Raw genomic sequence first — 24,337 nt, forward strand, 5'->3', positions numbered from 1 at the left:
CCAGCACATCCGGTCGAGCGAGGGATCACATTTCCCCCAGACCGCCCGAAGAACGACTCCGGGGTGCCACACTGGCCTCTCCCGGGTGGGGGCCCGGGTGACCCACGGGGAGGGAACCTTGAGCGATTCACGGTACGAAGCGGCGTTGGCGTTCGCCGACGAGGCGGACCCCGAGGGCGCGGCGGAGGCCGTGTCCCTCCTGGCCGAGGAGCTGTCCCTGCTGGACGCGGTCTCCGTGCGGCACGCGACGGGCGGTCCGGCTCCCGACGGCACACGGGCCGGAGACACGGTGGTCTGGACGACGCTCCTCGTCGGCGCGACGAGCGCGGCGACGCTGAGGGCGCTCATCGCGCTGGCCCGGGACTGGCTCGCACGCCGCAACTCGGGCTCGATCGACATCACGATCGGCGGTGACGAACTCCGTCTGACCTCCGTCTCCCGCGCGGACCAGCGGCGGGCCGTCGAACTGTTCGTGGCCAAGCACGCTCCGGAAGAGACCGGCACGCCCGATGCGTAAGGCCGCGCTCCTCGTCGTCAACCAGCACTACGCGGACGGACGCTTCGGCGAGTTACCGGGGGCCGCCGCCGACGCCGAACACCTTGCCGCCGTGCTCGGCGACCCGGCCATCGGCGAGTTCGACGTCGGCGTCGTCGAGAACGGCACGGCGCTGGAGATCCGCAAGGCGATCCAGTCCTTCTTCGCCCGAGCCCAGAGCCAGGATCTCCTCCTGCTCCACCTCTCGTGCCACGGCCGCAAGGACGCGCGGGGCCGGTTGCACTTCATCGCCTCGGACACGGAATGGGACTTCCTGGACGCGACCGCGGTCTCCTCCGAGTTCGTCGCGGACCAGCTGGAGCAGAGTCCCTGCCGCCGGGCCGTCGTCCTCCTGGACTGCTGCTACAGCGGGGCGTTCGCCAAGGGGATGCGGACCCGCGCGGCCGCGCCCGCGGTCGACGTGAAGGAGCCGTTCTCCGGGCGGGGCCGGGTCGTGATCACCTCCTCGACCGCGCTGCAGTACAGCCACGAGAGCGAGATGAGCAGCAGGGAGCGGGCCGAGCCGTCCATCTTCACCGCCGCCGTGGTGGAGGGGCTGCGGGACGGCACCGCCGACCTCGACGGGGACGGCTACGTGTCGGTCGAGGAGCTGTACGCCTTCGTCCATGACCGCGTACGCAGCCGGCTGCCCAGCCAGACGCCGACCCGCAGCGTCAACAACTCCGAGGGCACGCTCTATCTGACACGCAATCCCGGCGTCCTGTACGTGACCGCGCCCGAGGGCCCGGCGCTCCCCGACTCCCTCCGCGCCGCGATCCTCACCGGGGCCCCCTGGCAGCGGCTGGGCGCCCTGCACGAGGTGGAGCGGCTGCTCGGGAGCTGGCGCGGCCCGGTCCGCGAGGCCGCGCTGGAAGCCCTGACCCTGCTGGTGCACGACCGTGACCCGCAGGTCGGCGCCGGGGCCGAGAGGCTCTGGCACAGCCGTGGCCTCGGTGACCTGCCCGTGGGGACACCGGACACCGCCTCGCGGGTCAACCGGCCGGTCGCGGAGGGGTCGAGGATCGTCGGCATCGATTTCGGGACGACCAATTCCGCGGTGGCCGTCTTCCTGGACGGTGAGGTGCAGGTCGTTCCGAACCGCCACGGGGACGTCACGACTCCGAGCGTCGTGGCGTTCGCCGAGGACGGGACCCTGCTGGTCGGGAAGGCCGCCAAGGAACAGGCTTCCCGTGTCCCGGGCGGCGGCATCCACCGGGTCAAACTGGAACTCGGCACCGGGTGGACCTACCGGCACGGGGTCCGCCGCTTCTCCGCCGAGGAGGTCGCCTCCTGGATCCTGGCCGACCTGCGGTACAGCGCGGAGGCGCATCTGGGCGAGACGGTGACCCGGGCGATCCTCACCGTGCCCGCGTACTTCAACCACGTCCAGCGCGCGGCCCTGGCGGACGCGGCGGCTCTCGCGGGCATCGAAGCGGTCAGGATGCTGAACGAGCCTACGGCGGCGGCGCTTTCGTACGGCTTCGGCCGGGACGAAGAGGACATCATGGTGTTCGATCTGGGCGGGGGCACCCTGGACGTGTCCCTGCTCGGCATCAGCGACGGGGTCGTCGAGACGCTGGCCACCGGCGGTGACAGCAGTCTGGGAGGCAGCGACTGGGACCGTCGCATCGTCGATCATCTCGTGCGTGACCTCGCCCTCCGTCAGGGTGTCCGGCTGACCGACCGGGCGGCACTCCAGCGGGTGGCCGAGGCAGCCGAAGCCGCGAAGATCGAGCTGTCCCAGGCCACGGCCACCACCGTCAGCCTGCCGTACATCGCGACCTCCCCGTCCGGGCCGGTGCACATGGACGTCACGCTGACGCGCGCCGAGCTGGAGGGGCTGACGAAGGATCTGCTCGAGCGCTGCGCGCAACCGGTGCAGCGGGCCTTGAAGTCGGCCTGGAACATCGAGGGGATCGAGGACGTCGACCACTTCATCCTGGTCGGCGGCGCCACCCGCATGCCGGCGATCGCCAAGCTCGTCAAGGAGCTGGCGGGTGGCCGGGAACCGATCCGGGCCATCATCCCCGAGGGGGTGGTCATCGGTGCCACGCTGCTGAGCGCCGTACTGACCGGCCAATTGCGCGACGAACTGCTCCTGGACGTGACCTCGTTGGCCCTGGGAGTCGAGACGAAGGACGGCGTCATGACCAAGCTCGTCGAAGGGGACACGACGATCCCGACGAAGCGCAGCGACATCTTCACCACCGTCGCCGACGGTCAGTCCCACGCCCAGATCGGCGTCTACCAGGGCGAACGTGAGATCGCCGCCTTCAACACGAAGATCGGTGTGCTCGAACTGCCCCTGCGACCGGCGCCGCGCGGCGTCCCGCAGATCGAGGTGACCTTCGACATCGACGCCAACCACGTGGTGCACGTCATGGCCAAGGACCTCGGCACCGGCAACGAGACGTCCGTCCTGCTGGACCGGCACAGCGCCGCCCACGCCCAGGCTCAGGAATCCGACCCCCGGAAGGCACTGGCCCAAGTGCCCTACGCCGAGCCGAAGGCCGGTTCCTGACCTCGAAACGATCGCCAGATCAAGTCCCCCTTGTCCACTGCTGGTTGGTGCCACCGTTGCAGGTGTACGTGATGAGCGGGGCGGAGTTGGCGGTGGAGGCGCCGGACACGTCCAGGCACTCGCCGGACGCGCTGGACCTGAGGAGCACATAGCCGCCGGAGGCCGTCACGGACCACTGCTGGGTGGCGGCGCCGGTGCAGTCCTCCTGGCTGACGCCGGCGGCGTTCTCCGTCAGACACAGGGAACTCCCCCGGCCCATCAGCTCGTAGGAGCCGCCGCCGAGGGGCTTGAACCAGAACTTCTGGTTCGCTCCCCCGTTGCAGGTGTACTGGGTGAGCGCGATCCCCTGCCACAGCGACTGGTCCGGAACGTCCGCGCACTTGCCGGAGTGACGGGCCGTCAGGGTCTCGTAGGCGGCACTCGTCGTGCCGACGGTCCCGGCGGCCGCGTCGAGACCGATCTCCGGGTACCAGGACAGGGACATCGTGGTGGCCGTCGGGAAGGCGACCGGCAGCCAGACGTACCGCGAGTCGTCGACCGTGCCGCCGAAGGCGTTGCCCCAGCGGTCGCCCATGTAGAGGTAGGAGGTGCCCGAAGTACCCTGCACGGGAAGGACGTACGCGGTCTGCGAGCCGTACGCCGTGGAGTCGCCGACGTTCGTCATCGCGGTCCAGGGCCCGGCGAGCGAGGTGGCGGTGGCGTACTGCTGCTGGTTGGGACTCCAGCCGGTGGCGCCCGAGGTGAGCATGAAGTAGACGCCACCCCGCTTGAACAGCGCGGGGGCCTCACGGTGTCCGCCGTGCCAGGGGTCGGCGACCAGGGCCGCGATGCCGGTGTAGTCGGCGGTGAGCCGGTAGATCTGGAGGTCGTAGTTCTCGCGGGCGGCGGAGACCATGTAGCCGGTTCCGTCGGTGTCGACGAACGTCGTGATGTCGCGGGACATGTACTGGCCGAGCGGCTGGAAGCTGCCCCGATAGGTGTAGGCGCCGTCCACGGTGTCCGAGACGGCGACGGCGGCTCGCGCCTCGCTGTAGTCGACACCGTTCTCCTTGTGCATCCACATGACGAACGTGCCGGTGGAGGCGTTGTACATGACCTTGGGCCGCTCGATGTAGGCCGTGCCCAGTTCGGCGGCGCTCGACCGGGTCAGGACGTGGTTGCGGAACTCCCAGTTCTTCAGGTCGGTGGAGCGGTAGGCGTCGACGTATCTGAACGTGTTGTCGGCGTCGCGGTTCTCGCCGAACCAGTAGTAGTAGCTCCCGACTTTGAGCACCCCGCCGCCGTGCGCGTGCACCGCGGCACCCGAAGTGTCCTTGAACTGGGTGCCGTTGGTGATGGTCTGGGTCGCCGCACGGGCGGGCGCGGCGGAGAAGAATCCCCCGGCGAGGGCCAGACAGAGGACGAGGAGGAGGGCGTACACGCGTCTCGGCGGATGCCGTTCGGCGGGGAAGGCTCGCGTGGCGGGGATGGGGCGACTCGTGCGACTCGTGCGGCTCATGCAGCTCATGCGGCTCATGCGGCTCATGCGGTGACCGTCCGTCCGGTATGTCGAACATCATCTGCGATGACGAACATCTCCGCCGAAAAGTAAGCGCGTACTACGACGGGGTCAACGGGGTGGACGGAGCCGGTCCGCCGCGCTCACCGCGCTCACCGCCGCGGCGCCGATGCGCCGCGGCTTCGGACGCCGGGCGCTGGACGCCGGGCCGGGTGCCGGACGGTCGTTCAGTTGTGCAGCCCCCAGTGCCCGCGGTGCACGACCTCGTCCAGCCCGCGTCGTCGTTCCGCGATACGGGCGCTCTGCGGGGGAACCTCGTCCGAGCGGTAGCCCACCGTGATGCCGCCGATCGGCGCATAGTCACCGGGCACCCCGAACTCGGCCCGGAAGGGATCGAGTTGCTCGGGCATGATGCCGAAGAAGCAGGCGTCGAGCCCTTCGTCGACCGCGCCGAGCAGCATCATGAGGGCCGCCATCCCGGTGTCGATGTACCAGTACGGGGCCGGCCAGCGGGCCTCGGCGCGGTCCTCCCAGCCCTTGTCCGGTTCGGCGTAGCGCTCCAGATAGGCCGCCTTGTGAGCGAGGGGCACCACGACCAGCGGGGCGTCCTGCATGGTCGGCGTCTGCTCGGTGCGGGTGGGGACGAACGGCCAGAACCGGGCGCGGTCGGCGGCGTCGGTGAGTGCCAGGAACGCCCAGCCCTGGGAGAACCCCGCCGACGGGGCCCGTAGCGCGGTGGCGAGGATTCTCTCCACCGCCTCGGGGGCCAGCGGCTTGTCGGAGTAGTGGCGGATCATGCGACGGCGGCGGACCACTTCGGAGAACTCCATGTCACCCGATCCTGCCAGGAGCCGGGCCGGCGGTGCGGGGCGGTCCGTCGGGATCGAGCCTCGCACCGGAGCTCCCGTTTCCCAGTCGGTGAGACGGCCGCCCGGTGGGCGGACCACCCCGGAGGCGGCGGGCCGGACACGCACTAGCGTCGTGGCATGACCGCCGACAACACCCGCACCCTCGCCGCCGCGCTGTCCTCCGGCGCGGTCGTGCTCGACGGAGGCATGTCCAATCAGCTCGAAGCGGCCGGCCACGACCTGAGTGACGCACTGTGGTCGGCTCGGCTGCTCGCGGACCGGCCCGAAGCGGTCGTCGAGGCGCATCTCGCCTACTACGAGGCGGGCGCGGACGTGGCGATCACCTCCAGCTACCAGGCGACCTTCGAGGGATTCGCCCGCCGCGGCATCCCGCGCGAACGGGTCACCGGACTGCTCGGGCTGAGCGTCGGGCTGGCACGCGAGGCCGCTCGGCGCGCGCACGCCAAGGGCACCGCCCGGCCCCTGTGGGTCGCCGCCTCGGTGGGGCCGTACGGGGCGATGCTCGCGGACGGTTCGGAGTACCGGGGGCGGTACGGGCTGAGCGTCGCGGAGCTGGAGCGGTTCCATCGGCCGCGCCTTGAGGTTCTGGCCGCCGCCGGACCCGACGTGCTGGCCCTGGAGACGGTCCCGGACACGGACGAGGCGGTGGCGCTGCTCAGGGGGGTGCGCGGCCTGGGCGTACCGGCGTGGCTGTCGTACAGCGTGGCCGGTGACCGGACGCGGGCCGGACAGCCGCTGGAGGAGGCCTTCGCCCTGGCGGCCGGGGCGGACGAGGTCGTCGCGGTCGGGGTCAACTGCTGCGCTCCCGGAGATGTCGACGCGGCCGTCGCCACGGCCTCGCGCGTGACCGGAAAGCCGGTCGTGGTCTACCCGAACAGCGGCGAGACCTGGGACGCGACGGCCCGCGCCTGGACCGGCCGCTCCACGCTCACGCCGGCCCGGGTCACCGCGTGGGAGCGGGCCGGGGCCCGGCTGATCGGCGGCTGCTGCCGGGTGGGCCCGGAGACGATCGCGGGGATCGCGGCGGCGCTGCACGGGGCGTGATCCGGGCCCCCGGGCTCTCGGCAGGACGCTCCGGTTCCGGCGCCCCGCCCCGCTTCGGGCGCGGGCTCCGCCTGCGGTGCCGCTACAGGCCTCGCTCCCCGCACACGGTGCGGCGTCCGGTCACGCCAGCCACGGCACCGGAGGCGGGCCCGCGTCCACCGCCGACGGGCGCGTCGCCGCGGGCCAGGGCCTCGCGGCCGCGGCACAGCTCACCGGCCCGCGGTCGGGGCCGGGTTCACGGACGGTCCGCGCCGCCCGAGCGGCGGAAGCGGCGTACCGCCGACAGCGGTGTCGCGATGCGCGCGAACACGTCGACCGGAGCGACCGGCCGGGGCGGGCCCTCCACCAGGTCCGGCGAGTCGTCCGCACCCTCGGGCGAGTTGCCCGCACCCTCGGGCAGGTTGTCCGCGGACTGATCCCGGGACGGATGCGCGGTCCGGGTCGGAGGCCGCCCGCTGGACCGGTCGGCGGGCGTGTCCACCGGCTGGTCCGGGTGTTCGTCCACTCGCCCGGTGGCGGGGTCGTCGGTGGTCCTGGTCGTGGATCTGGCGGCGGCGACGATCGTGGAGCGGCCGACCGTCCAGACCGTGGCCCGCTCCGGGCGCCCGCCCGTGGAACCGGTGTCGGGCTTGACCGGCGGCTTGGCCGCGGCCCTGGCCGACTCGGCTTCCCACAGGGCGAGTTCACGGTCGCGCGGCCCCAGCGCGGTGTGCGGGTCACCGGCGCCGAAGACCCGGACCGGGTGCGAGGCGTCCCAGGCGGCCCACCCCGGGTCGCCGTCGACCGCGAACCGCACCCACGCGCCGTGCATGGCGTCCGCGAGTTCCTGCGGGGCGCCCTCGCCCGCGAGCTTCGCCGACTCCGGGACGCCGGCCGTGTCGAAGACGAAGCCCAGTTCCAGGGCGTGGCAGGCACCGAGGCCGGGCACGTTGGACGGCCAGGCGAACTCGTAGACGTGGGCCGGTGCTCTGCCTCCGGCGGGGACGTCCGCGTCGAGGGAGGCGGTGGGCGTGCCGCTCCGCGCGTCCGCGAGGCGGTGCAGCGGCACTCGCAGGAGATGGTCGGTGATCATCTGGCCGACGAGATCGGCGGTGCCCGCTTCCGGGTGCAGGGCACGGTAGCCGCGGGGCACCTCGTGACCGCAGTGGCAACGGGCCATCGCCCCGGCCAGGGCGACCGCGCCGAGCCGGTCGACCCGCTCCACGAGCCCGCCCGGCACGAGCCACAGCCGGTACTCGTCCCGGGTCCAGCCGAGCAGCAGTCCGACGTCCGCCGCGGCGCCCTCGACCAGGGCCTCCATCGGGTCGCGCGGCACGAGGTCGCCGTCCACGACGATCCCGAAGGCGGGACCGCCGAGCACCGGGCTGCTGAGCCTGCCCACGTCGGCCTGGGTGCGCAGGAGCAGGTCGCGGTCGACGGCGGCGAACGCCTCCGCCGTCGCGGGGATCTTCAGCCGGGTGGCCATCCTGCGCACCATGCGGCGCACCTTGTCGCGGTCGCTCGCCTCGGGCGGCCCGCTCTGCAGGACCGCCCGGTGGAACAGGCCCCGGGCGCGCGGGCTCGCGAGCAGCGCGCCGATGCTGATGGCGCCGGCGGACTCGCCGAAGACGGTCACCCGGCCGGGATCGCCGCCGAACCGGGCGACGGACTCCTGCACCCACTCCAGTGCGGCGAGCTGGTCACGCAGCCCGGGGTTGGCGGGCGCGTCCGGGAAGAGGCCGTAACCTTCCACGCCCAGGCGGTAGTTGATGGACACGAGGACGACGCCGTCGCGGGCGAAGGCGTGCCCGTCGTACACGGGAACGGCCGAGGAGCCGCGGGTCAGTGCTCCGCCGTGGATCCACACCATGACGGGGAGGCGTGCGGCGGGGTCCGGCGCCGGGGTCCACACGTTGAGACCGAGGCAGTCGTCGCCGGGCACGACGGGGTCGGCGAGGAGGCGGGCGAAGGCCTCGGAGTACGGCGGCTTCGGCGGCGTCGGCCCGAACGCGCCGGCGTCCCGGATCCCGTCCCAGGGCTCGGGCGGCACGGGCGGGCGGAAGCGGAGGGCGCCGAAGGGCGGGGCGGCGTAGGGGACGCCCCGGAAGACCGCGATCCCGCTCTCGTACCGGCCGCGCACCGCTCCGTAAGGGGTGGAGACCACCGGGTCCCCCGTCCCCGCCACCGGATCCACCGTGTCCACCGCCATGCCGGACCAGCTCCTCACCGTCGCGCGCTGCAGACGCCGGAGCATCACCGCGCTGGTAGAGATCAGAGCACCACAGGGCGCCCCGGTATTCCTGCGGAGGCCCCCCGTCCGGCCGACACCGCACTCCGCTAGGACCCGGCCGACCGGGTCCTAGCGGGGCCCTGCCGGGCCGGAGCCGCCCTCTTCCCGGGCCGAAGTCAGACCCTGTCCGGGCCGGAGCCGGGCCGGGGCTGCCGATTCCGGCGCCGAGCCGGGCTGGAGGCGGATCGGGCCCTGCCGGTTCCCGGACCGAGCCGGGCTGGAGCCGGGCCGTAGGCCCCAGGCTGAACCCAGCTCAGGCCCTGCCGGGGCCGAGACAGGCAGGGCCCGGTTCCGGCACCGGATCAGGGGCTGCTGCTTCCGGCGCCGGGCCGGGCTCTGCCGGTTCCCGCATCTGGTCGGGGGCTGCCGGTTTACCCCGGATCAGGGGCTGCCGGTTCCGGGGTCGGTCAGGCTCGCTGGGTCCGGGTCGCCGCGGAGCGGGACCGGGTCGTCCACAGGATGCCGCCGAGCAGGTGGCCGAGGAAGTCCGGGTCCTCGTACGCCTCCGCGGTGTGGCCGAGGGCCGTGTAGAAGACCCGGCCCGCGCCCTGTTCCCGGCACCACACCAGCGGGTGGTCGGCGCCCATTCCGCCGCCCTCGTAGGAGGTTTCGTCGGCGGAGGCGAGCACTCGCACACCTTCCGCCTCGCGCGGGTTCGTCCGGAAGTCGTACCATTCGTCCGTGAACGCCCAGACCGGCGGCAGCAGCCGGGTCGCGGGATGCACGCGGTCCGTGACGAGGACCCTGCCCGGCTGGAGGGCCGGGTGCCGGGCGAAGCGCGCGCCGAGCAGCTCGCCGTAGTGGGGCCAGTCGTACTCGGTGCAGGCGGCGGCGTGCACCCCGACGAAGCCGGCGCCGCCCTGGATGTGGGCCGCCAGCCGGTCGCGGCCCGGCGGTGTCAGCACCTCGCCGCTGGTCGACAGGAAGAGAACGGCCGCGTACGGGTCCAGGGGGGCCTCGAAGGCCCCTGGGTCCTCGGTGGCGTCGGCCTCGAAACCGTGCGTGCGGCCGAGCGAGCGCACGGCGTCGACGGCGGCCGGGATCGAGTCGTGCCGGTAGCCGGTCGTACGGGTGTACACGAGAACGCGGAAGACCATGTCCGGAGCCTAGGCGGACGCTCCCCGGAGGGTGTCCGTTTCGTTCAAGACCGGCGGCAGGGGGCCCGCCTACGGTGGCGGTATGACTCCACGATTCGATGTGATCGGGCTGGCGGTCTCCGACATGGCCGCCTCCATCGCCTTCTACAGCCGTCTCGGGCTCGTCTTCCCCGACGGCGCGGAGAACGAGCCGCATGTCGAGGCCGAACTGCCCGGCGGGCTGCGCCTCGCGCTGGACACGGAGGACACCATCCGGTCGTTCCACACCGGGTGGCGGCCCCCGAGCGGCGGCGGCAGGGCGTCGCTCGCCTTCCGCTGCGACAGCCCCGCCGAGGTCGACTCCGTCTACGAGGGGCTCGTCGGCGCGGGCCACCACGGCGAGCTCAAACCGTGGGACGCCTTCTGGGGCATGAGGTACGCCGTCGTGCACGACCCGGACGGCAACGGCGTCGACCTGTTCGCCCCGCTGCCGGGAGGGCCGGCGCCCGCGCAGTAGCCGGGCCCGTCAACGCCGGCCGACCAGCTCGCCGAGCGTCGCCCCCGTCAACTCCCGCACGTCTCGCGCCAGATGGGCCTGGTCGGCGAACCCGGCACGCAGCGCGGTCTGTGCGAAGGGAACGCCGCCACGGGCGAGGGCGAGGGCCCGCTGGAGGCGCAGGATCCGGGCCAGCGTCTTGGGTCCGTACCCGAAGGCGGCGAGCGAGCGGCGGTGCAACTGCCGTGCTCCGAGGCCCAGTCGGTCGGCCGTCTCGGCGACCGGGCGCCCCGCGTCCAGGGCGGCCACCACGTCCCCGAGGAGCGGATCGGGGGGCTCGGCCTCGGCCGCCCGGAGCAGCGCGACTTCTTCGAGCGCGTCCACCGGGTCGGCCGCCGCGTCGATCCGCGCGGTGAGGCGGCGCACCTCGGCGGCGGGCCACAGGTCGGCCAAATCAACGCGCCGGTCGCGCAGTTCACTGGCGGGTACGCCCAGGTAGGCGGGTGCCGTGCCGGGGTGGAAGCGGACGCCCGCCCAGCCGCCGGGCACCCCGTCCGGCACATGGGGCCGCGTGTCGGGGCCGGCGACGAGCAACCGCCCCTCGGTCCACAGCAGGTCCATGCAGCCGTCGGGCAGCACGGCGTCCCGGGCGGTCCCGAAATCGCCGCGGACCGGGCCCTCGTCCCCGGTCCCGCGTACGGAGGCGGCCGCGGCCTCCGTGTCCGGCGTCGGACGCGCGGCCCCCGTCGCGTCCCCCGCCTCGGTCCCGCCGCCGGGCGCGGGGCCGGGCGCCGGGCCGGTCAGGACGCGGCTCCAGAGGACCGCGCCCGGCAGCCGGGACGCCCGTTCCGCGTACATGCCCGCCACGCTACGCCGGGCGGGCCCGGTGCTCCTGCGGACTGACGCCGTAGACCCGCTTGAAGGCGCTGGAGAGCGCGAAGGCGCTGCCGTAGCCGACGTGGCGGGCGATCGTCTCCAGAGTGTCGTCGCTCTCGCGGAGCCGGTCGGCGGCCGAGGCGAGACGCCAGCCGGTCAGGTACGTCATCGGGGGTTCCCCCACGAGTTCCCCGAAGCGCCGGGCCAGCGCCGCCCGCGAGACGCCGGTCTCGGCGGCGAGGGCGGCGACCGTCCAGGGGCGGGCGGGGTCGTCCTGGAGGAGCCGCAGCGCGCGGCCCACGACCGGGTCCGCGAGAGCCTGGTACCAGGCGGGCGCGGCGGCCTCGGGGCGGGAGAACCAGGCCCGCAGGGCGGTGATCGTCAGCAGGTCGAGGAGCCGGTCCAGGACGACCTCCTGGCCGGGCTCGTCGCGCACCATCTCCGCGGCGAGGATCGGGGTCAGCGGGCACTCCCACACGTCGGAGGGGAGCGCGAGCAGCGGCGGCAGGGCGTCGAGCAGCCGGCGGTTGACCTCGCCCCGCATCATGTACGTCCCGATCAGCAGCACCGTGGAGCCGTCGAGCCGGTCGCCCCAGCTGCGGACGCCGAGGTCCCAGTGGCCCTGCAGCGAGCGCCCGTCCGGGTAGGAGCACGCGCCGCCCGGAAGGATCACGGCCTGGGGCGGGGTGCCGGGGTCGTCGGCGCAGCGGTACGGGTCGGGGCCGCGGGCGATGGCGAGGTCACCGGCCCGCAGCCGCAGCCGTTCGCCCGTGTCCGGAACGACCCAGGCGTCGCCCCGGACGACCAGCATGACCGACAGGGGTGCGCCGTCCTCGACGCGTACGCACCAGGGCGGGTCGAAGCACGCGCGGATCATGAAGGCGCCCCGCGCGCGCGGACCCTCCAGCAGGCTTGCGAGCGGGTCTCCCAGCATGAGCGTGTCCGAGCGTGGCGGAGCGTCCATGCCGTCAGCGTAGACGGCGGCCCCGACGGCCGTGGGCGCCTGTGGACGACCGCTTATGGGAATGAGCCGATCGCCGATGGTTCCGCGCCGGGGGCGGCAGTTGACTGGGACGCATGGCAGAGAACACGCGGGACATGACAGTGCTGGTGACAGGGGCCACGGGCCGGACCGGGAGCCGGGTCGCGCAGGCCGCGCGGGCGGCGGGCCTGACGGTCCGGGCCGCCTCGCGCGCCACGGGCTTCGACTGGGAGGACGCCTCGACGTGGGCCGGGGCGCTGCGCGGCGCCGACGCGGCCTATCTGGCGCATCCCACGGACGTCGGCTCGCCGGCCGCCACGAAGTCGGTCGGGGCGCTGGCCCGGGAGGCGGTGGAGCTCGGCGCGCGGCGGCTGGTGCTCCTGTCGTCGCGGGGCGAGGACGCGGCCGGGCCGACCGAGGAGGCGCTGCGGTCGTCCGGTGCGGACTGGACGATCGTACGAGCGTCGTGGTTCTCGCAGAACTTCAGCGAGGGCCCGCTGGTCGAGGGGCTGCGTCAGGGGGAGCTGGTCTTCCCGGCGGGTGAGGTGCGCGAGCCGTTCATCGACGTCCGGGACATCGCGGACGTCGTGGTGGCCGTGCTGACCGGGGGCGAGCGGTACTCCGGCCGAGAGCTCGCGATCACCGGGCCCCGGCTGCTGACCTTCCGGGAGGCGGTCGCGGAGATCTCGCGGGCCACCGGGGAGGCGCTGGCGTACACGCCGGTGACGGCTCGGGAGTACGGCGACACGCTGACCGGGTTCGGCGTGCCGGCCGAGGAGGCGGACTTCCTCGTCGACCTCTTCGACAGCCTTCTCGACGGCCGCAACGCCCATCTCTCGGACGGCGTCCGGAGCATCCTCGGCCGTGCGCCGCGGGACTTCAGGGACTTCGCGCGTGAGGCCGCGGCGGCGGGGGCGTGGAAGGGCTGACCAGGGGCCGCCGGGCCCGCCCGGGAAAACGTTCGGGCCCACCCGGACATCCTGCGGACCCTCCGGACGCCGTCCGGACCCACCCGGACACAGTTCGGACCCACCCGGACACAGTTCGGACCCGCCCGGACACAGTTCGGACCCGCTCGGACACGGTTCGGACCTGCCCGGATGGCGTCCGGACCCGTCCCGCACGCGGTCGGAAGCGGCCGCGGGCTCACTCCCCCGCCGAGTGCTCCTCGCCGTTCTTCGGCGCGTGGTGGGTGTGGTGGGTGTTCTTGGCGTGGGTGCGCAGGCGGGACGTCACGTCCTCCGGAGGCAGGAAGCGCGACCAGCGTTCCGGGAACTCGGAGGGCATGTCGGGGTCGTCGGGATCGGCGTCGTACGAGCGGTGCGCCGCGACGCGCGCGACGTACTCGGCGGCCTGGGCCTCGCGCAGCCGCTCGTTGGCGGCGCGGGCCGCGGCGGTGGCCGCGGCCGGCCAGACCCGGTCGATGGCGGCGTTGACGGCCGCGCCGACGAGGACGGCGAACGCGGCGACGCCGATCCACAGCAGGACGGCCACCGGGGCGGCCAGCGAGCCGTAGATGGTGGGACCCTCGATGGTGTTGGTCAGGTAGATGCGCAGCAGGAAGCTGCCGAGGACCCACATCGCGAGGGCGACCAGGGCGCCCGGCACGTCCTCGACCCAGGGCGAGCGGACCGGGACGGACACGTGGTAGAGGGTCGTCAGGAAGGCGACCGACAGGACGATGACGACCGGCCAGTACAGGATCTGGACGACGGTCGTCGACCACGGCACGACGTTCACCACGGCGTCCGGGCCCGCCACCATCAGCGGGAGCGCCACGGAGCCGATCAGCAGGGCCACGATGAACAGCAGGAAGGACATCATCCGGGTCTTCACGATGCCCCGGGTGCCGTCGAGTCCGTACATCACCGTGATGGTGTCGACGAAGACGTTCACCGCGCGCGAGCCCGACCACAGGGCGAACAGGAATCCGAGGGAGATGATGTCGGGCCGGCCGCCCTTCATCACGTCGTGCAGGATCGGCTCGGCGATCTGGTGCACGCCCTTCTGGGTCAGCACCGTGCGGGAGGCGTCCAGGATGTTGGACTCCAGGCTGGCGATGGTGTCGGCGCCGGTCCACGCGTCCACGTATCCGAGCAGCCCGATCATGCTGAGCAGCAGCGGGGGCACGGACAGCAGCGTGAAGAAGGCGGCCTCGGCCGCCAGTCCGAGGATCCGGTACTCCATGCACGAGTTGACGGTGTCCTTGAGCAGCAGCCAGGCGGTCCTGCGCTTGGAGACGTTCCGGTAGAGCGCGCGAGCGCGGTGGAAGCGGCCCGGGCGAGGCCGTTCAGGTGTTTCTTTTGCCTGGTGCACGTCCTTACGGTAGCGGTATGGCAGCCAGCACCCACACCGTGACCAACCAGGCTCCGCCCCTGGTGGGATATGACGTATTCGCCGCCGACCGGGCCCTCGGCGAGGCGGTCGTCCGGCACCTCGATCCGGAGCTCCTCCCGGAGGCGCGCGAGGAGCTGTCGGCGCTCGGCCGGACGACGGGTTCCGCCCAGGTCCAGGAGTGGGGCGCGCTGGCCAACGAGAACCCGCCGAAGCTGCGCAGCCACGACCGGTACGGCAACCGGATCGACGAGGTCGACTTCCACCCGTCCTGGCACCGCCTCCTGGGCAAGGGAGTGTCGGCGGGACTGACGTCGGCCTGGACCCGTCCCGGCGGGCACGTCAGGCGGGCGGCGGGCTTCGTGGTCTGGACGCAGGCCGAGGCGGGCAACGGCTGTCCGCTGTCGATGACCCACGCGGCGGTGCCGGCGCTGCGCACCGACCCGGCGCTCGCCGCGGAGTGGGTGCCGCGGCTGACGTCCGCGGTGTACGACCAGGAACTGCGCCCGGCGTCGCGGAAGGCCGGCGTGCTCTTCGGTATGGGCATGACGGAGAAGCAGGGCGGCAGCGACGTCCGCGCCAACACCACCGGGGCACGGCCGCTGGCCGAGGACGGGACGTACGCGCTGACCGGGCACAAGTGGTTCTGTTCGGCGCCGATGTCGGACGGCTTCCTCGTACTGGCACAGGCGCCCGGCGGGCTGACCTGCTTCCTGGTGCCGCGCGTCCTGGAGGACGGCACCCGCAACGTCTTCCGTATCCAGCGGCTCAAGGACAAGCTCGGCAACCGGTCCAACGCGTCCGGCGAGGTCGAGTTCGACGGGACGTGGGCGCGCCGGGTGGGCGAGGAGGGGCGCGGGGTGCGCACCATCATCGAGATGGTCGCGGCGACCCGGCTGGACTGTGTGCTCGGCTCGGCCGCGCTGATGCGGCAGGCGGTCGCGCAGGCGATCCACCACTGCGCCCACCGCGAGGCGTTCGGCGGCCGGCTCGTCGACAAGCCGCTCATGCGCAACGTGCTCGCCGATCTGGCGCTGGAGTCGGAGGCGGCGACGACCCTGGGGATGCGGCTGGCGGCGGCGTACGACGACGGGAGCGAGCAGGAGCGGGCGTTCCTGCGGCTCGCGGTGCCCGCCGCCAAGTACTGGGTGACCAAGCGGTGTACGCCGGTCGCGGTGGAGGCACTGGAGTGTCTGGGCGGCAACGGCTACGTCGAGGAGTCGGGCATGCCACGCCTGTTGCGGGAGTCCCCTCTCAACTCCATCTGGGAGGGCGCCGGCAATGTGCAGGCACTGGACGTCCTGCGCGCTCTCCAGCGGGAGCCGGGTGCCTTCGACGCGTATCTGCGGGAGGTGGGCCGGGCCCGCGGCGCCGATCACCGGCTGGACGGGGCCATCAAGGACCTGCTGACGGAGCTCGCCGACCTCGACGGCATCGAGGCCCGGGCCCGACGGCTGGTCGAGCGGGTCGCGCTGGTGCTCCAGGGTTCGCTGCTCGTCCGGTACGCGCCCCCGGAGGTCGCCGACGCGTTCTGCGCCTCGCGGCTGGGCGGTGACTGGGGCGCGGGGTTCGGGACGCTGCCGCACAGTCTGGATCTGGCCACGGTGGTGGAGCGGGCCCGGCCGGTGGTCTGAAGGAGGCGCTGACGCGGGGGTGGTGCTGCGCCGACACGGCACCACCCCCGCCGCTCGCCCCGTTCAGGAGCTCGGACACCGCACGGGCGGCGTCGCTGTCAGTTTCGAGGAACCCCGTGACCGTTGGCGAGAGTTGCAGACCGTTGCATTCCTTCGTGCACCTTGTGCGAAGGTCCGGCGAACCCGGCCGAGAGCAGGCACGATGTGGGGTGACGGCGGTGTCACGGCCCGTACGAGGTCCTGGTTTCGGGAGTGTTCTGTGAAGACCACATCGTTCAACCCAGCCCGTTTCGCACCGTCCGACGCGGCCGAGTCGGCGGGGCAGCTCCAGGATGCCTGGGCGGCGTCGGTCAAGGGCGAGCGCGGCACGTTCGCACCGCGTCCGGTGATCGGGCGGTCCTGGCAAAGAGCGAAACGTTTCGGCGTCAATCCCGAACAGGGAACGGACAGTGTGCTGCTCCATCCCGAAGAACTCGAACACCGACGGACATCCACCGCGCTCGCCGATGTGATGCCGACCCTGCGCGGCGGCCTCGGGGCGGTCGCCGACGCCTCCCTCCAGATCATGGTGGTCACCGATCCCGAGGGCCGGGTGCTGTGGCGCGAGGGGAACACGAGCGTGCTGCGCCGGGCCGACACCATCTGCCTGGAGGAAGGCGCCGCCTGGAGCGAGGACACCACCGGCACCAACGCCATCGGCACCGCCCTGTCGGCCGACTCCCCGGTCCAGGTGCACTCCGCCGAGCACTTCGTGCGCACGCTGCACGACTGGACGTGCGCCGCCGCGCCCGTCCACGACCCGCGTGACGGACGGCTGCTCGGCATCATCGACGTGAGCGGCCCGGACAGCACCTTCCACCCCGCCACCCTCGCGCTGGTCGACACGGTGTCCCGACTGGCCGAAAGCGAACTGCGCACCGCGCATCTGAGGGCGATCGAGCGGCTGCGCGCGGTGGCCGCGCCCCTGCTGTGCCGACTGGACGGCCCCGCCCTCGTGGTGGACTCCCACGGCTGGCTCGCCGCCGTCACCGGCATGCCGCCGGTGGACCGGGTCCCGCTGCCCGACTCCTTCGGCGCCGGACCCGTCTGGCTGCCCTCCCTCGGCACCTGCGCCGCCGAGCCCATGCCCGGCGGCTGGCTGCTGCGCGTCACCGGCGCGGGCGACCTCGGGAGCGCCGGGCGGGTGGTCCTCGACCTCGGCGAACCCCGGCGCCCGCACATCACCGTCTCGGGCACGGCGGGCAGTTGGGCCCAGGACCTCAGCCCGCGCCACGCGGAACTCCTCTACGTCCTCGCCGTGCGCCGGCAGGGACGCAGCGCCGCCCAGCTCGCGGTCGACCTCTTCGGCGATCCCACCCGCACGGTCACGGTCCGCGCCGAACTGTCCCGCGTACGCCGCCGGCTCATCGGGCTCCTCGACCACCGGCCCTACCGCTTCCGCGAGGAGGTGGAGGTCGAGGTCCTGCTGCCGGACGACCCCCGGGACCTGCTGCCGCACTCGACCGCGCCCGCGGTGCTCGGAGCACGCGCGACGGCCGGTCCGGCGCCCTCATGAGGGCGGGAAAGGGTGAAGCGGGCGTATTTCGTGGGCGTCTTCGGCGGTCTTTGTCCTGGCCGGGGGGTCACTGCCGTAGCATCCACTCCACGGGCCACCCCACGCGTCTCTCCGTCAACGCCCTCGGCGGGGGAGGCAGTTGGCCTATCCGGGAGGACGCATGAAGCAGCGCGGCAGGCACCGTCGTCGAAGAAGAGGACAGGCGCTGCGCGCCACCCTTGCCGGAACCGCGCTCGCGCTCACCGCGGCCGCCACCCTGATCAGCACCTCACAGGCCACCGGAGCCAACAGCCCGGGCGGCCTCACGGCACTACGCACCGGCTCCGCCACCCAGCTCCGCCTCCACGAGAACCTCACCTCCCGGGAATCACTCGACACGCTCAGCGGGAACATGGGCGGCAACGTCGGCGTCGACGGAGTCCTGCGCGACGCCGACCACGCGATGCGCAACACCGCCGACTGCACGGCCGGCGAGCGGGCCGCGCTCCCCGTGGAGCCGACGGCCACCCGCGCGTACTGCTGGGACGACGCCGACGCACGGACCTCGCAGTGGCGGCCGCGTTCCGTGACCACCTCCGGTGACGCCGACGACGACGGCGCGTGGGGCACCCGCCAGGTGATCCTGGCCGGCTGGACCCACCGCGACGGAAGGGCGGCCGCGCCGGACAGGGACGAGGGGCTGGCCCGGATCGCCGTCGTCGACGCGACGGACCCGGACGCCCTGCGCTACCGCTGGGTCCTGCTCGTCGCCCCGCGGGCCGGCGGTAAGGACTTCACGGCGCTGCGCACCGGCCTCGGTGGGATGGTCTGGTACCAGGACAAGCTGATCGTCACCGCGGACCACGGCGACGGCCTGCTCGTCTTCGACCTGCACCGACTGCTGCGCGCCGACGTGGACAGCGGCGCGGTGGGCCGGGTGGGCCACGGCTACTCCGCCGCCGGCTACCGCTACGTTCTTCCCGCCATCGGCTCGTACGACCTGGAGGGCGGCTCGTGCACGCGCGGCCGTGACCACGCCGTCCCCTGTATCGGCTCGCTCTCCCTGGACCGTACGACCGCTCCCGACAGCCTCGTCGCGACGGAGGCCCCAGGCGACCACCCGGAGCGCACCCGTCTGTGGCGGTACGCGTTCAGCACCGCCGCCTACCGCACCGGACTGCTCGCGGACACCCAGGGCCACGTGAAGGCGGCCGAGGCCTGGACGACCAAGGGCTCCGGGATCTCCGGCGCCCTCTCGCACCGAGCCCGTGGCGCCCACGAGACCGAGTGGTACGTCGGACGGCCCTCCGACGGCCGCGCCGGGCACGCGTCCCTGTGGCGCCAGAGCGGACGGGGCGCAGAGGCGGCCACGTGCACCGCGGACCAGTCGCACGCCTGCTGGGGCCTCGGCACCGGGTCGCTCTCCTACTGGCAGCGCACCGGCGAACTGTGGAGCCTGTCCGACACGGTGGACCGACGGGTGCTCTACGCGATGCCGCTGTCGTCGGTGGACGGCTCGCTCGACTAGTGGACGGCTCGCCCGACCGGCGGGCCGGTTCGTGGACGCCTTTGGAGAGGCGGCGGCCTCCGTGATTCCCTGGCGGTCATGAGCGACATCAGTGTGACCACCTGGTCCCTGGAGCAGACGGCCCCGGCCGACCTGCTCCCCGCGAGCGCGCCGGACGGGGATCTGCGGATCGTCCGCGCCGAGGTCCCCTCGCCCGAGTTCAGCCGCTTCCTGTACGCCTCGGTGGGCGGGGACATCCTGTGGACGGACCGTCTCGCGTGGACGTACGCGCGGTGGCGGGAGGTCCTCGACCGGCCGGGCACCGAGACCTGGGTCGCCTACGACCGGGGGACCCCCGCGGGCTACGTCGAGCTGGAGGCCCAGGACGACGGTGTCGTGGAGATCGTCTACTTCGGGCTCGTCCCCGCGTTCCGCGGCCGCCGGATCGGGGGCCATCTCCTCTCGTACGGGACCGCGCGCGCCTGGGACCTGGCCGGCCGCTGGCCGGGGCGGGCCGAGACGAAGCGCGTCTGGCTGCACACGTGCAGCAAGGACGGCGAGCACGCGATGGACAACTATCTGCGCCGCGGCTTCCGGCTCTTCGACACCAAGGTCGAGCAGGAGGCTGAGGCCCTCACCCCGGGTCCGTGGCCGGGCGCGTACACCGTCTGACCCGCTTTGTGCCGTGGTGACCACGGCTCCGGCCCCTCCACGCGGCACCCCGGGAGCGCCGCTCATGTGATCGACACCACCCTTGTCTCAATCTTCGGGACAAGGGTGTCCACATAATGGATGACGGTGGACTGCCCCGAGATCCCCGTGACACGCTTCCGTCATGTCTGGAACTGGAATTGCCTTGGTGAGTCGGCGGCACGTCGACCTCGGCCGCATGTCCAGCGCCATCTGTCCGGCGAGCTGATCAGCCCAGCAGCGCCGAGTCCCCCTCTTTTTGCGACCCTCGCGCAGTGCTGCGCCCATTCTTCCGTATGCACCCGTATGCGCAGGTCACAGCCGCAGTCAGCCCTGCCCCGCAGTCTCGAAGGACGTAACAGCCATGGCCGCCACCCCGCAGGATCCCGCCGTCGCGCCCCGCCGCAAGGTGAGCCGTCACCGCGGTGAGGGCCAGTGGGCCGTAGGCCACTTCACCCCGCTCAACGGCAACGAGCAGTTCAAGAAGGACGACGACGGTCTCAATGTGCGGACACGCATTGAGACGATCTACTCGAAGCGCGGCTTCGACTCCATCGACCCCAACGACCTGCGCGGCCGGATGCGCTGGTGGGGTCTCTACACCCAGCGCAAGCCCGGGATCGACGGCGGCAAGACCGCGATCCTGGAGCCGGAGGAGCTGGACGACGAGTTCTTCATGCTGCGGGTGCGGATCGACGGTGGCCGGCTGACCACCGACCAGCTCCGTGTGATCGGCGAGATCTCGCAGGAGTTCGCGCGCGGCACCGCCGACCTCACCGACCGTCAGAACGTCCAGTACCACTGGATCCGCATCGAGGACGTTCCGGAGATCTGGAACCGTCTGGAGGCCGTCGGCCTGTCCACGACCGAGGCCTGCGGTGACACCCCCCGCGTCATCCTCGGCTCGCCCGTCGCCGGGATCGCCGAGGACGAGATCATCGACGGCACCCCGGCCATCGAGGAGATCCACCGCCGGATCATCGGCAACAAGGACTTCTCGAACCTGCCCCGCAAGTTCAAGTCGGCGATCTCCGGCTCGCCGCTGCTGGACGTGGCGCACGAGATCAACGACATCGCCTTCGTCGGCGTGAACCACCCCGAGCACGGGCCCGGCTTCGACCTCTGGGTCGGCGGCGGTCTGTCCACCAACCCGAAGATCGGCCAGCGCCTCGACGCCTGGGTCCCGCTCGACGAGGTCGCGGACGTCTACGAGGGTGTCATCTCGATCTTCCGTGACTACGGCTACCGGCGGCTGCGCAACCGCGCCCGCCTGAAGTTCCTGGTCGCCGACTGGGGCGTGGAGAAGTTCCGCCAGGTCCTTGAGGACGAGTACCTGAAGCGCAAGCTGGTCGACGGCCCGGCCCCCGACCAGCCCGTCGCCCGCTGGCGCGACCACGTCGGCGTGCACCGGCAGCAGGACGGCCTCTACTACGTCGGCTTCGCCCCGCGCGTCGGCCGCATCGACGGCGCCACCCTGACGAAGATCGCCGAACTCGCCGAGGCGCACGGCTCGGGCCGGCTGCGCACCACCGTCGAGCAGAAGATGATCGTGCTCGACGTGGACGAGACGCGCATCGACTCGCTCGTCGAGGGCCTGGAGGCGCTCGACCTGACGGTGAAGCCCTCGCCGTTCCGGCGCGGCACGATGGCCTGCACCGGCATCGAGTTCTGCAAGCTCGCGATCGTCGAGACCAAGGCGCGCGGCGCCTCCCTGATCGACGAACTCGAGCGCCGCATCCCCGAGTTCGAGGAACCCATCACCATCAACATCAACGGCTGCCCCAACGCCTGCGCCCGCATCCAGGTCGCGGACATCGGTCTCAAGGGCCAGCTGGTCCTGGACGGGAACGGTGAGCAGGTCGAGGGGTACCAGGTGCACCTGGGCGGCGCGCTCGGCCTGGAGGCCGGGTTCGGCCGCAAGGTCCGCGGCCTGAAGGTCACCTCGGACGAACTGCCCGACTACATCGAGCGTGTCCTCAAGCGTTTCCAGGCGGAGCGCGAGGACGGCGAGCGCTTCGCCACCTGGGCCGCGCGTGCCTCCGAGGAGGCGCTGTCATGAGCGAGCGTGCCGCGCCGTTCTACTGCCCCTACTGCGGAGACGAAGACCTGCGACCCAGCGAAGAGGGCCACGGCGCGTGGGAGTGCGCGGCGTGCAACCGAGCCTTCCAGCTGAAGTTCCTGGGACTGCTGTCCCGGGGCGTCCAGCGGGAAGAGCGTGGAGGGGCGGAGATATGACGGCCGTTCAGGAAGAGCGCACGGACGAGGACTTGAGGAAGCTGGCCGAGCGGGCGGGCCACGACCTGGAGGACGCGTCCGCCCTGGAGATCCTGCGCTGGGCCGTGGACACCTTCGGTGCGCGGTTCTGCGTGACGTCCTCGATGGAGGACGCGGTGGTCGCTCATCTGGCGTCGCGGGTCCGGCCGGGTGTGGACGTGGTGTTCCTCGACACCGGCTATCACTTCCCGGAGACGATCGGCACGCGGGACGCGGTCGAGGCGGTGATGGACGTGCGTGTCCTCACGCTGACCCCGCGTCAGAGCGTCGCCGAGCAGGACGCCGAGTACGGACCGAGGCTGCACGACCGGGACCCGGATCTGTGCTGCGCGCTGCGCAAGGTCCGGCCGCTGGAGGAGGGTCTGGCCGGGTACGACGCCTGGGCGACCGGGCTGCGCCGCGACGAGTCCCCGACCAGGGCGAACACCCCGGTCGTGGGCTGGGACGAGAAGCGCCGCAAGGTGAAGGTCTCGCCGATCGCCCGCTGGACGCAGGACGACGTGGACGCGTACGTCGCCGAACACGGCGTGCTGACCAACCCGTTGCTGATGGACGGCTACCCCTCCGTCGGCTGCGCCCCCTGCACCCGCCGGGTGCTGGAGGGCGAGGACGCGCGCGCCGGCCGCTGGGCGGGCAGCGCGAAGACCGAGTGCGGACTGCACTGATGACGACCACGACGAACACCGCGCCCGACGCGGGTCCCACGATTTCTCAGGAGCGGGAAGTGACGAGCGGAGCCACCGTCTGGCTCACGGGTCTGCCGAGTGCCGGCAAGACCACCATCGCCTACGAGCTGGCCGGCCGGCTGCGCGAGGAGGGCCGCCGCGTCGAGGTGCTCGACGGCGACGAGATCCGCGAGTTCATCTCGGCGGGCCTCGGCTTCAGCCGCGAGGACCGGCACACCAACGTGCAGCGGATCGGCTTCCTGGCCGAACTGCTCGCCCGCAACGGCGTCACGGCGCTCGTCCCGGTCATCGCGCCCTACGCCGACAGCCGTGACGCGGTGCGGGGACGTCACCAGGAGAACGGGACGACGTACCTGGAGGTGCACGTGGCGACCCCGGTCGAGGTGTGCTCCGTACGCGACGTGAAGGGTCTGTACGCCAAGCAGGCCGCGGGGGAGCTGACGGGGCTCACCGGGGTCGACGACCCGTACGAGGCGCCCGAGTCGCCCGACCTGCGCATCGAGTCGCACACCCAGACCGTGCAGGAGTCCGCCGCCGCGCTGCATGCGCTGCTCACCGAGAAGGGTCTCGCATGACGACCGTCGCCAGTGTCTCCGAGGAGACCGGGAGCAGCCCGTACGCGCTGTCGCACCTGGACGCGCTGGAGTCGGAGGCCGTCCACATCTTCCGTGAGGTGGCGGGCGAGTTCGAGCGGCCGGTGATCCTCTTCTCCGGCGGCAAGGACTCCATCGTCATGCTGCACCTGGCGCTGAAGGCGTTCGCCCCCGCGGCGATCCCCTTCTCACTGCTGCACGTCGACACCGGCCACAACTTCCCCGAGGTCCTCGACTACCGCGACCGCACGGTCGCCGAGCACGGCCTGCGGCTGCACGTGGCCTCGGTGCAGGACTACATCGACCGCGGTGTGCTGCGCGAGCGCCCCGACGGCGTCCGCAACCCGCTGCAGACCCTGCCGCTGACCGAGAAGATCCAGTCCGAGCGCTTCGACGCCGTCTTCGGCGGCGGGCGGCGCGACGAGGAGAAGGCCCGCGCCAAGGAGCGGGTGTTCTCGCTGCGCGACGAGTTCTCCCAGTGGGACCCGCGCCGCCAGCGCCCCGAGCTGTGGAACCTGTACAACGGCCGTCACGCGCCCGGCGAGCACGTCCGCGTCTTCCCGCTCTCCAACTGGACCGAGCTGGACGTCTGGCAGTACATCGCCCGCGAGGGCATCGACCTGCCCGAGATCTACTTCGCCCACGAACGCGAGGTCTTCCAGCGGTCCAACATGTGGCTGACCGCGGGCGAGTGGGGCGGCCCGAAGGACGGCGAGACGGTGGAGAAGCGGCTCGTCCGCTACCGGACCGTGGGTGACATGTCCTGCACCGGCGCCGTCGACTCCGACGCGACCACCCTGGGCGCCGTCATCAACGAGATCGCCGCCTCCCGGCTCACCGAGCGGGGCGCGACCCGCGCCGACGACAAGCTGTCCGAGGCCGCGATGGAAGACCGCAAGCGCGAGGGGTACTTCTAGAC

21 protein-coding genes and 1 pseudogene are annotated in these 24,337 nt (G+C 72.5%); 15 read left to right on the plus strand and 7 right to left on the minus strand.

Features of this window, described 5'->3' with window-relative positions; genetic code table 11:
• The first annotated feature begins 118 nt into the window (after positions 1 to 118).
• Both ACFYYF_RS18950 and ACFYYF_RS18955 read left to right on the plus strand, forming a co-directional pair.
• On the plus strand, positions 119 to 517 hold the full coding sequence (locus ACFYYF_RS18950; protein ID WP_388777059.1) for a hypothetical protein: 399 nt from the start codon (positions 119 to 121) through the stop codon (positions 515 to 517).
• A complete protein-coding gene (locus tag ACFYYF_RS18955; RefSeq protein WP_388777061.1) occupies positions 510 to 3,056 on the plus strand; it encodes an Hsp70 family protein in 2,547 nt (848 codons plus the stop codon). The genes ACFYYF_RS18950 and ACFYYF_RS18955 overlap by 8 nt, the downstream gene beginning before the upstream one ends.
• A gap of 19 nt (positions 3,057 to 3,075) precedes the next feature.
• Here the strand turns inward: ACFYYF_RS18955 and ACFYYF_RS18960 are convergent, their stop codons facing one another.
• Both ACFYYF_RS18960 and ACFYYF_RS18965 read right to left on the minus strand, forming a co-directional pair.
• A complete protein-coding gene (locus ACFYYF_RS18960) occupies positions 3,076 to 4,581 on the minus strand; it encodes an RICIN domain-containing protein (RefSeq protein WP_388777063.1) in 1,506 nt (501 codons plus the stop codon).
• A gap of 200 nt (positions 4,582 to 4,781) precedes the next feature.
• Positions 4,782 to 5,384, minus strand: coding sequence for a nitroreductase family protein (locus tag ACFYYF_RS18965; protein ID WP_388777065.1), 603 nt, complete (start codon positions 5,382 to 5,384; stop codon positions 4,782 to 4,784).
• Between the two features lie 156 nt (positions 5,385 to 5,540).
• Between ACFYYF_RS18965 and mmuM the strand changes: the two genes are divergently transcribed.
• On the plus strand, positions 5,541 to 6,467 hold the full coding sequence (gene mmuM / locus ACFYYF_RS18970; RefSeq protein ID WP_388777068.1) for a homocysteine S-methyltransferase: 927 nt from the start codon (positions 5,541 to 5,543) through the stop codon (positions 6,465 to 6,467).
• A gap of 616 nt (positions 6,468 to 7,083) precedes the next feature.
• Here the strand turns inward: mmuM and ACFYYF_RS18975 are convergent.
• A pseudogene (locus ACFYYF_RS18975) lies at positions 7,084 to 8,655 on the minus strand (carboxylesterase/lipase family protein); the annotation flags it as partial.
• Positions 8,656 to 9,143: 488 nt separating this feature from the next.
• Positions 9,144 to 9,833, minus strand: a complete 690-nt coding sequence (locus ACFYYF_RS18980; RefSeq protein ID WP_388777069.1) for a ThuA domain-containing protein — start codon at positions 9,831 to 9,833, stop codon at positions 9,144 to 9,146.
• A gap of 82 nt (positions 9,834 to 9,915) precedes the next feature.
• Here ACFYYF_RS18980 and ACFYYF_RS18985 point away from each other — a divergent pair, with 82 nt between their 5' ends.
• Positions 9,916 to 10,329 (plus strand): VOC family protein, encoded by a 414-nt coding sequence (locus ACFYYF_RS18985; RefSeq protein WP_388777071.1) that lies wholly within the window; start codon positions 9,916 to 9,918, stop codon positions 10,327 to 10,329.
• A gap of 9 nt (positions 10,330 to 10,338) precedes the next feature.
• On the opposite strand, the gene ACFYYF_RS18990 is transcribed toward ACFYYF_RS18985, so the two are convergent.
• A complete protein-coding gene (locus ACFYYF_RS18990) occupies positions 10,339 to 11,166 on the minus strand; it encodes a helix-turn-helix domain-containing protein (protein WP_388777073.1) in 828 nt (275 codons plus the stop codon).
• A gap of 10 nt (positions 11,167 to 11,176) precedes the next feature.
• Positions 11,177 to 12,148 carry an AraC family transcriptional regulator gene (locus tag ACFYYF_RS18995; RefSeq protein WP_388777075.1) on the minus strand — a complete coding sequence of 324 codons (972 nt, stop codon included), beginning with the start codon at positions 12,146 to 12,148 and terminating at the stop codon, positions 11,177 to 11,179.
• 113 nt (positions 12,149 to 12,261) lie between these two features.
• Between ACFYYF_RS18995 and ACFYYF_RS19000 the strand changes: the two genes are divergently transcribed.
• The gene (locus ACFYYF_RS19000) at positions 12,262 to 13,095 is read left to right on the plus strand and encodes an NAD(P)H-binding protein (RefSeq protein ID WP_388777078.1); all 834 of its coding nucleotides are present in this window, start codon (positions 12,262 to 12,264) and stop codon (positions 13,093 to 13,095) included.
• Between the two features lie 217 nt (positions 13,096 to 13,312).
• Here the strand turns inward: ACFYYF_RS19000 and ACFYYF_RS19005 are convergent, their stop codons facing one another.
• Positions 13,313 to 14,482: a YihY/virulence factor BrkB family protein gene (locus tag ACFYYF_RS19005; protein ID WP_361682169.1), complete on the minus strand. Its 1,170-nt coding sequence runs from the start codon at positions 14,480 to 14,482 to the stop codon at positions 13,313 to 13,315.
• Between the two features lie 17 nt (positions 14,483 to 14,499).
• On the opposite strand from ACFYYF_RS19005, the gene ACFYYF_RS19010 reads away from it, so the two are divergent.
• The 10 genes from ACFYYF_RS19010 (at position 14,500) to cysD (ending at position 24,335) form a co-directional block, all read left to right on the plus strand.
• Positions 14,500 to 16,134, plus strand: coding sequence for an acyl-CoA dehydrogenase family protein (locus ACFYYF_RS19010; protein ID WP_388777081.1), 1,635 nt, complete (start codon positions 14,500 to 14,502; stop codon positions 16,132 to 16,134).
• Between the two features lie 259 nt (positions 16,135 to 16,393).
• Positions 16,394 to 17,689 carry a GAF domain-containing protein gene (locus ACFYYF_RS19015; protein WP_388777083.1) on the plus strand — a complete coding sequence of 432 codons (1,296 nt, stop codon included), beginning with the start codon at positions 16,394 to 16,396 and terminating at the stop codon, positions 17,687 to 17,689.
• Positions 17,690 to 17,849: 160 nt separating this feature from the next.
• On the plus strand, positions 17,850 to 19,196 hold the full coding sequence (locus ACFYYF_RS19020) for a hypothetical protein (RefSeq protein WP_388777085.1): 1,347 nt from the start codon (positions 17,850 to 17,852) through the stop codon (positions 19,194 to 19,196).
• 78 nt (positions 19,197 to 19,274) lie between these two features.
• Positions 19,275 to 19,847 (plus strand): GNAT family N-acetyltransferase, encoded by a 573-nt coding sequence (locus tag ACFYYF_RS19025; RefSeq protein WP_388777088.1) that lies wholly within the window; start codon positions 19,275 to 19,277, stop codon positions 19,845 to 19,847.
• Between the two features lie 163 nt (positions 19,848 to 20,010).
• Positions 20,011 to 20,094 carry a putative leader peptide gene (locus ACFYYF_RS19030; RefSeq protein WP_309486338.1) on the plus strand — a complete coding sequence of 28 codons (84 nt, stop codon included), beginning with the start codon at positions 20,011 to 20,013 and terminating at the stop codon, positions 20,092 to 20,094.
• 135 nt (positions 20,095 to 20,229) lie between these two features.
• Entirely contained in the window at positions 20,230 to 21,924 is a 1,695-nt protein-coding gene (locus ACFYYF_RS19035) for a nitrite/sulfite reductase (RefSeq protein ID WP_388777091.1), read from the plus strand.
• Entirely contained in the window at positions 21,921 to 22,100 is a 180-nt protein-coding gene (locus ACFYYF_RS19040; RefSeq protein ID WP_261704338.1) for a hypothetical protein, read from the plus strand. The genes ACFYYF_RS19035 and ACFYYF_RS19040 overlap by 4 nt, the downstream gene beginning before the upstream one ends.
• Complete coding sequence (locus tag ACFYYF_RS19045) at positions 22,097 to 22,804, plus strand: phosphoadenylyl-sulfate reductase (RefSeq protein WP_365481982.1); 708 nt, start codon at positions 22,097 to 22,099, stop codon at positions 22,802 to 22,804. The genes ACFYYF_RS19040 and ACFYYF_RS19045 overlap by 4 nt, the downstream gene beginning before the upstream one ends.
• The gene (cysC, locus tag ACFYYF_RS19050) at positions 22,804 to 23,400 is read left to right on the plus strand and encodes an adenylyl-sulfate kinase (RefSeq protein ID WP_388777095.1); all 597 of its coding nucleotides are present in this window, start codon (positions 22,804 to 22,806) and stop codon (positions 23,398 to 23,400) included. Before ACFYYF_RS19045 ends, cysC begins: the two co-directional genes overlap by 1 nt.
• On the plus strand, positions 23,397 to 24,335 hold the full coding sequence (cysD, locus tag ACFYYF_RS19055; protein WP_388777097.1) for a sulfate adenylyltransferase subunit CysD: 939 nt from the start codon (positions 23,397 to 23,399) through the stop codon (positions 24,333 to 24,335). The genes cysC and cysD overlap by 4 nt, the downstream gene beginning before the upstream one ends.
• Positions 24,336 to 24,337: the final 2 nt, after the last annotated feature.

Source organism: Streptomyces sp. NPDC001914 (assembly GCF_042891215.1).
GTDB lineage: Bacteria > Actinomycetota > Actinomycetes > Streptomycetales > Streptomycetaceae > Streptomyces.

Coding starts and splice junctions, on each gene's coding strand:
- ACFYYF_RS18955 (WP_388777061.1), top strand. CDS start 510: ATGCGTAAGGCCGCGCTCCTCGTCGTCAACCAGCACTACGCGGACGGA.
- ACFYYF_RS18960 (WP_388777063.1), bottom strand. CDS start 4,581: ATGAGCCGCATGAGCCGCATGAGCTGCATGAGCCGCACGAGTCGCACG.
- ACFYYF_RS18965 (WP_388777065.1), bottom strand. CDS start 5,384: ATGGAGTTCTCCGAAGTGGTCCGCCGCCGTCGCATGATCCGCCACTAC.
- mmuM (WP_388777068.1), top strand. CDS start 5,541: ATGACCGCCGACAACACCCGCACCCTCGCCGCCGCGCTGTCCTCCGGC.
- ACFYYF_RS18980 (WP_388777069.1), bottom strand. CDS start 9,833: ATGGTCTTCCGCGTTCTCGTGTACACCCGTACGACCGGCTACCGGCAC.
- ACFYYF_RS18985 (WP_388777071.1), top strand. CDS start 9,916: ATGACTCCACGATTCGATGTGATCGGGCTGGCGGTCTCCGACATGGCC.
- ACFYYF_RS18990 (WP_388777073.1), bottom strand. CDS start 11,166: ATGTACGCGGAACGGGCGTCCCGGCTGCCGGGCGCGGTCCTCTGGAGC.
- ACFYYF_RS18995 (WP_388777075.1), bottom strand. CDS start 12,148: ATGGACGCTCCGCCACGCTCGGACACGCTCATGCTGGGAGACCCGCTC.
- ACFYYF_RS19000 (WP_388777078.1), top strand. CDS start 12,262: ATGGCAGAGAACACGCGGGACATGACAGTGCTGGTGACAGGGGCCACG.
- ACFYYF_RS19010 (WP_388777081.1), top strand. CDS start 14,500: ATGGCAGCCAGCACCCACACCGTGACCAACCAGGCTCCGCCCCTGGTG.
- ACFYYF_RS19020 (WP_388777085.1), top strand. CDS start 17,850: ATGAAGCAGCGCGGCAGGCACCGTCGTCGAAGAAGAGGACAGGCGCTG.
- ACFYYF_RS19025 (WP_388777088.1), top strand. CDS start 19,275: ATGAGCGACATCAGTGTGACCACCTGGTCCCTGGAGCAGACGGCCCCG.
- ACFYYF_RS19030 (WP_309486338.1), top strand. CDS start 20,011: ATGTCTGGAACTGGAATTGCCTTGGTGAGTCGGCGGCACGTCGACCTC.
- ACFYYF_RS19035 (WP_388777091.1), top strand. CDS start 20,230: ATGGCCGCCACCCCGCAGGATCCCGCCGTCGCGCCCCGCCGCAAGGTG.
- ACFYYF_RS19040 (WP_261704338.1), top strand. CDS start 21,921: ATGAGCGAGCGTGCCGCGCCGTTCTACTGCCCCTACTGCGGAGACGAA.
- ACFYYF_RS19045 (WP_365481982.1), top strand. CDS start 22,097: ATGACGGCCGTTCAGGAAGAGCGCACGGACGAGGACTTGAGGAAGCTG.
- cysC (WP_388777095.1), top strand. CDS start 22,804: ATGACGACCACGACGAACACCGCGCCCGACGCGGGTCCCACGATTTCT.
- cysD (WP_388777097.1), top strand. CDS start 23,397: ATGACGACCGTCGCCAGTGTCTCCGAGGAGACCGGGAGCAGCCCGTAC.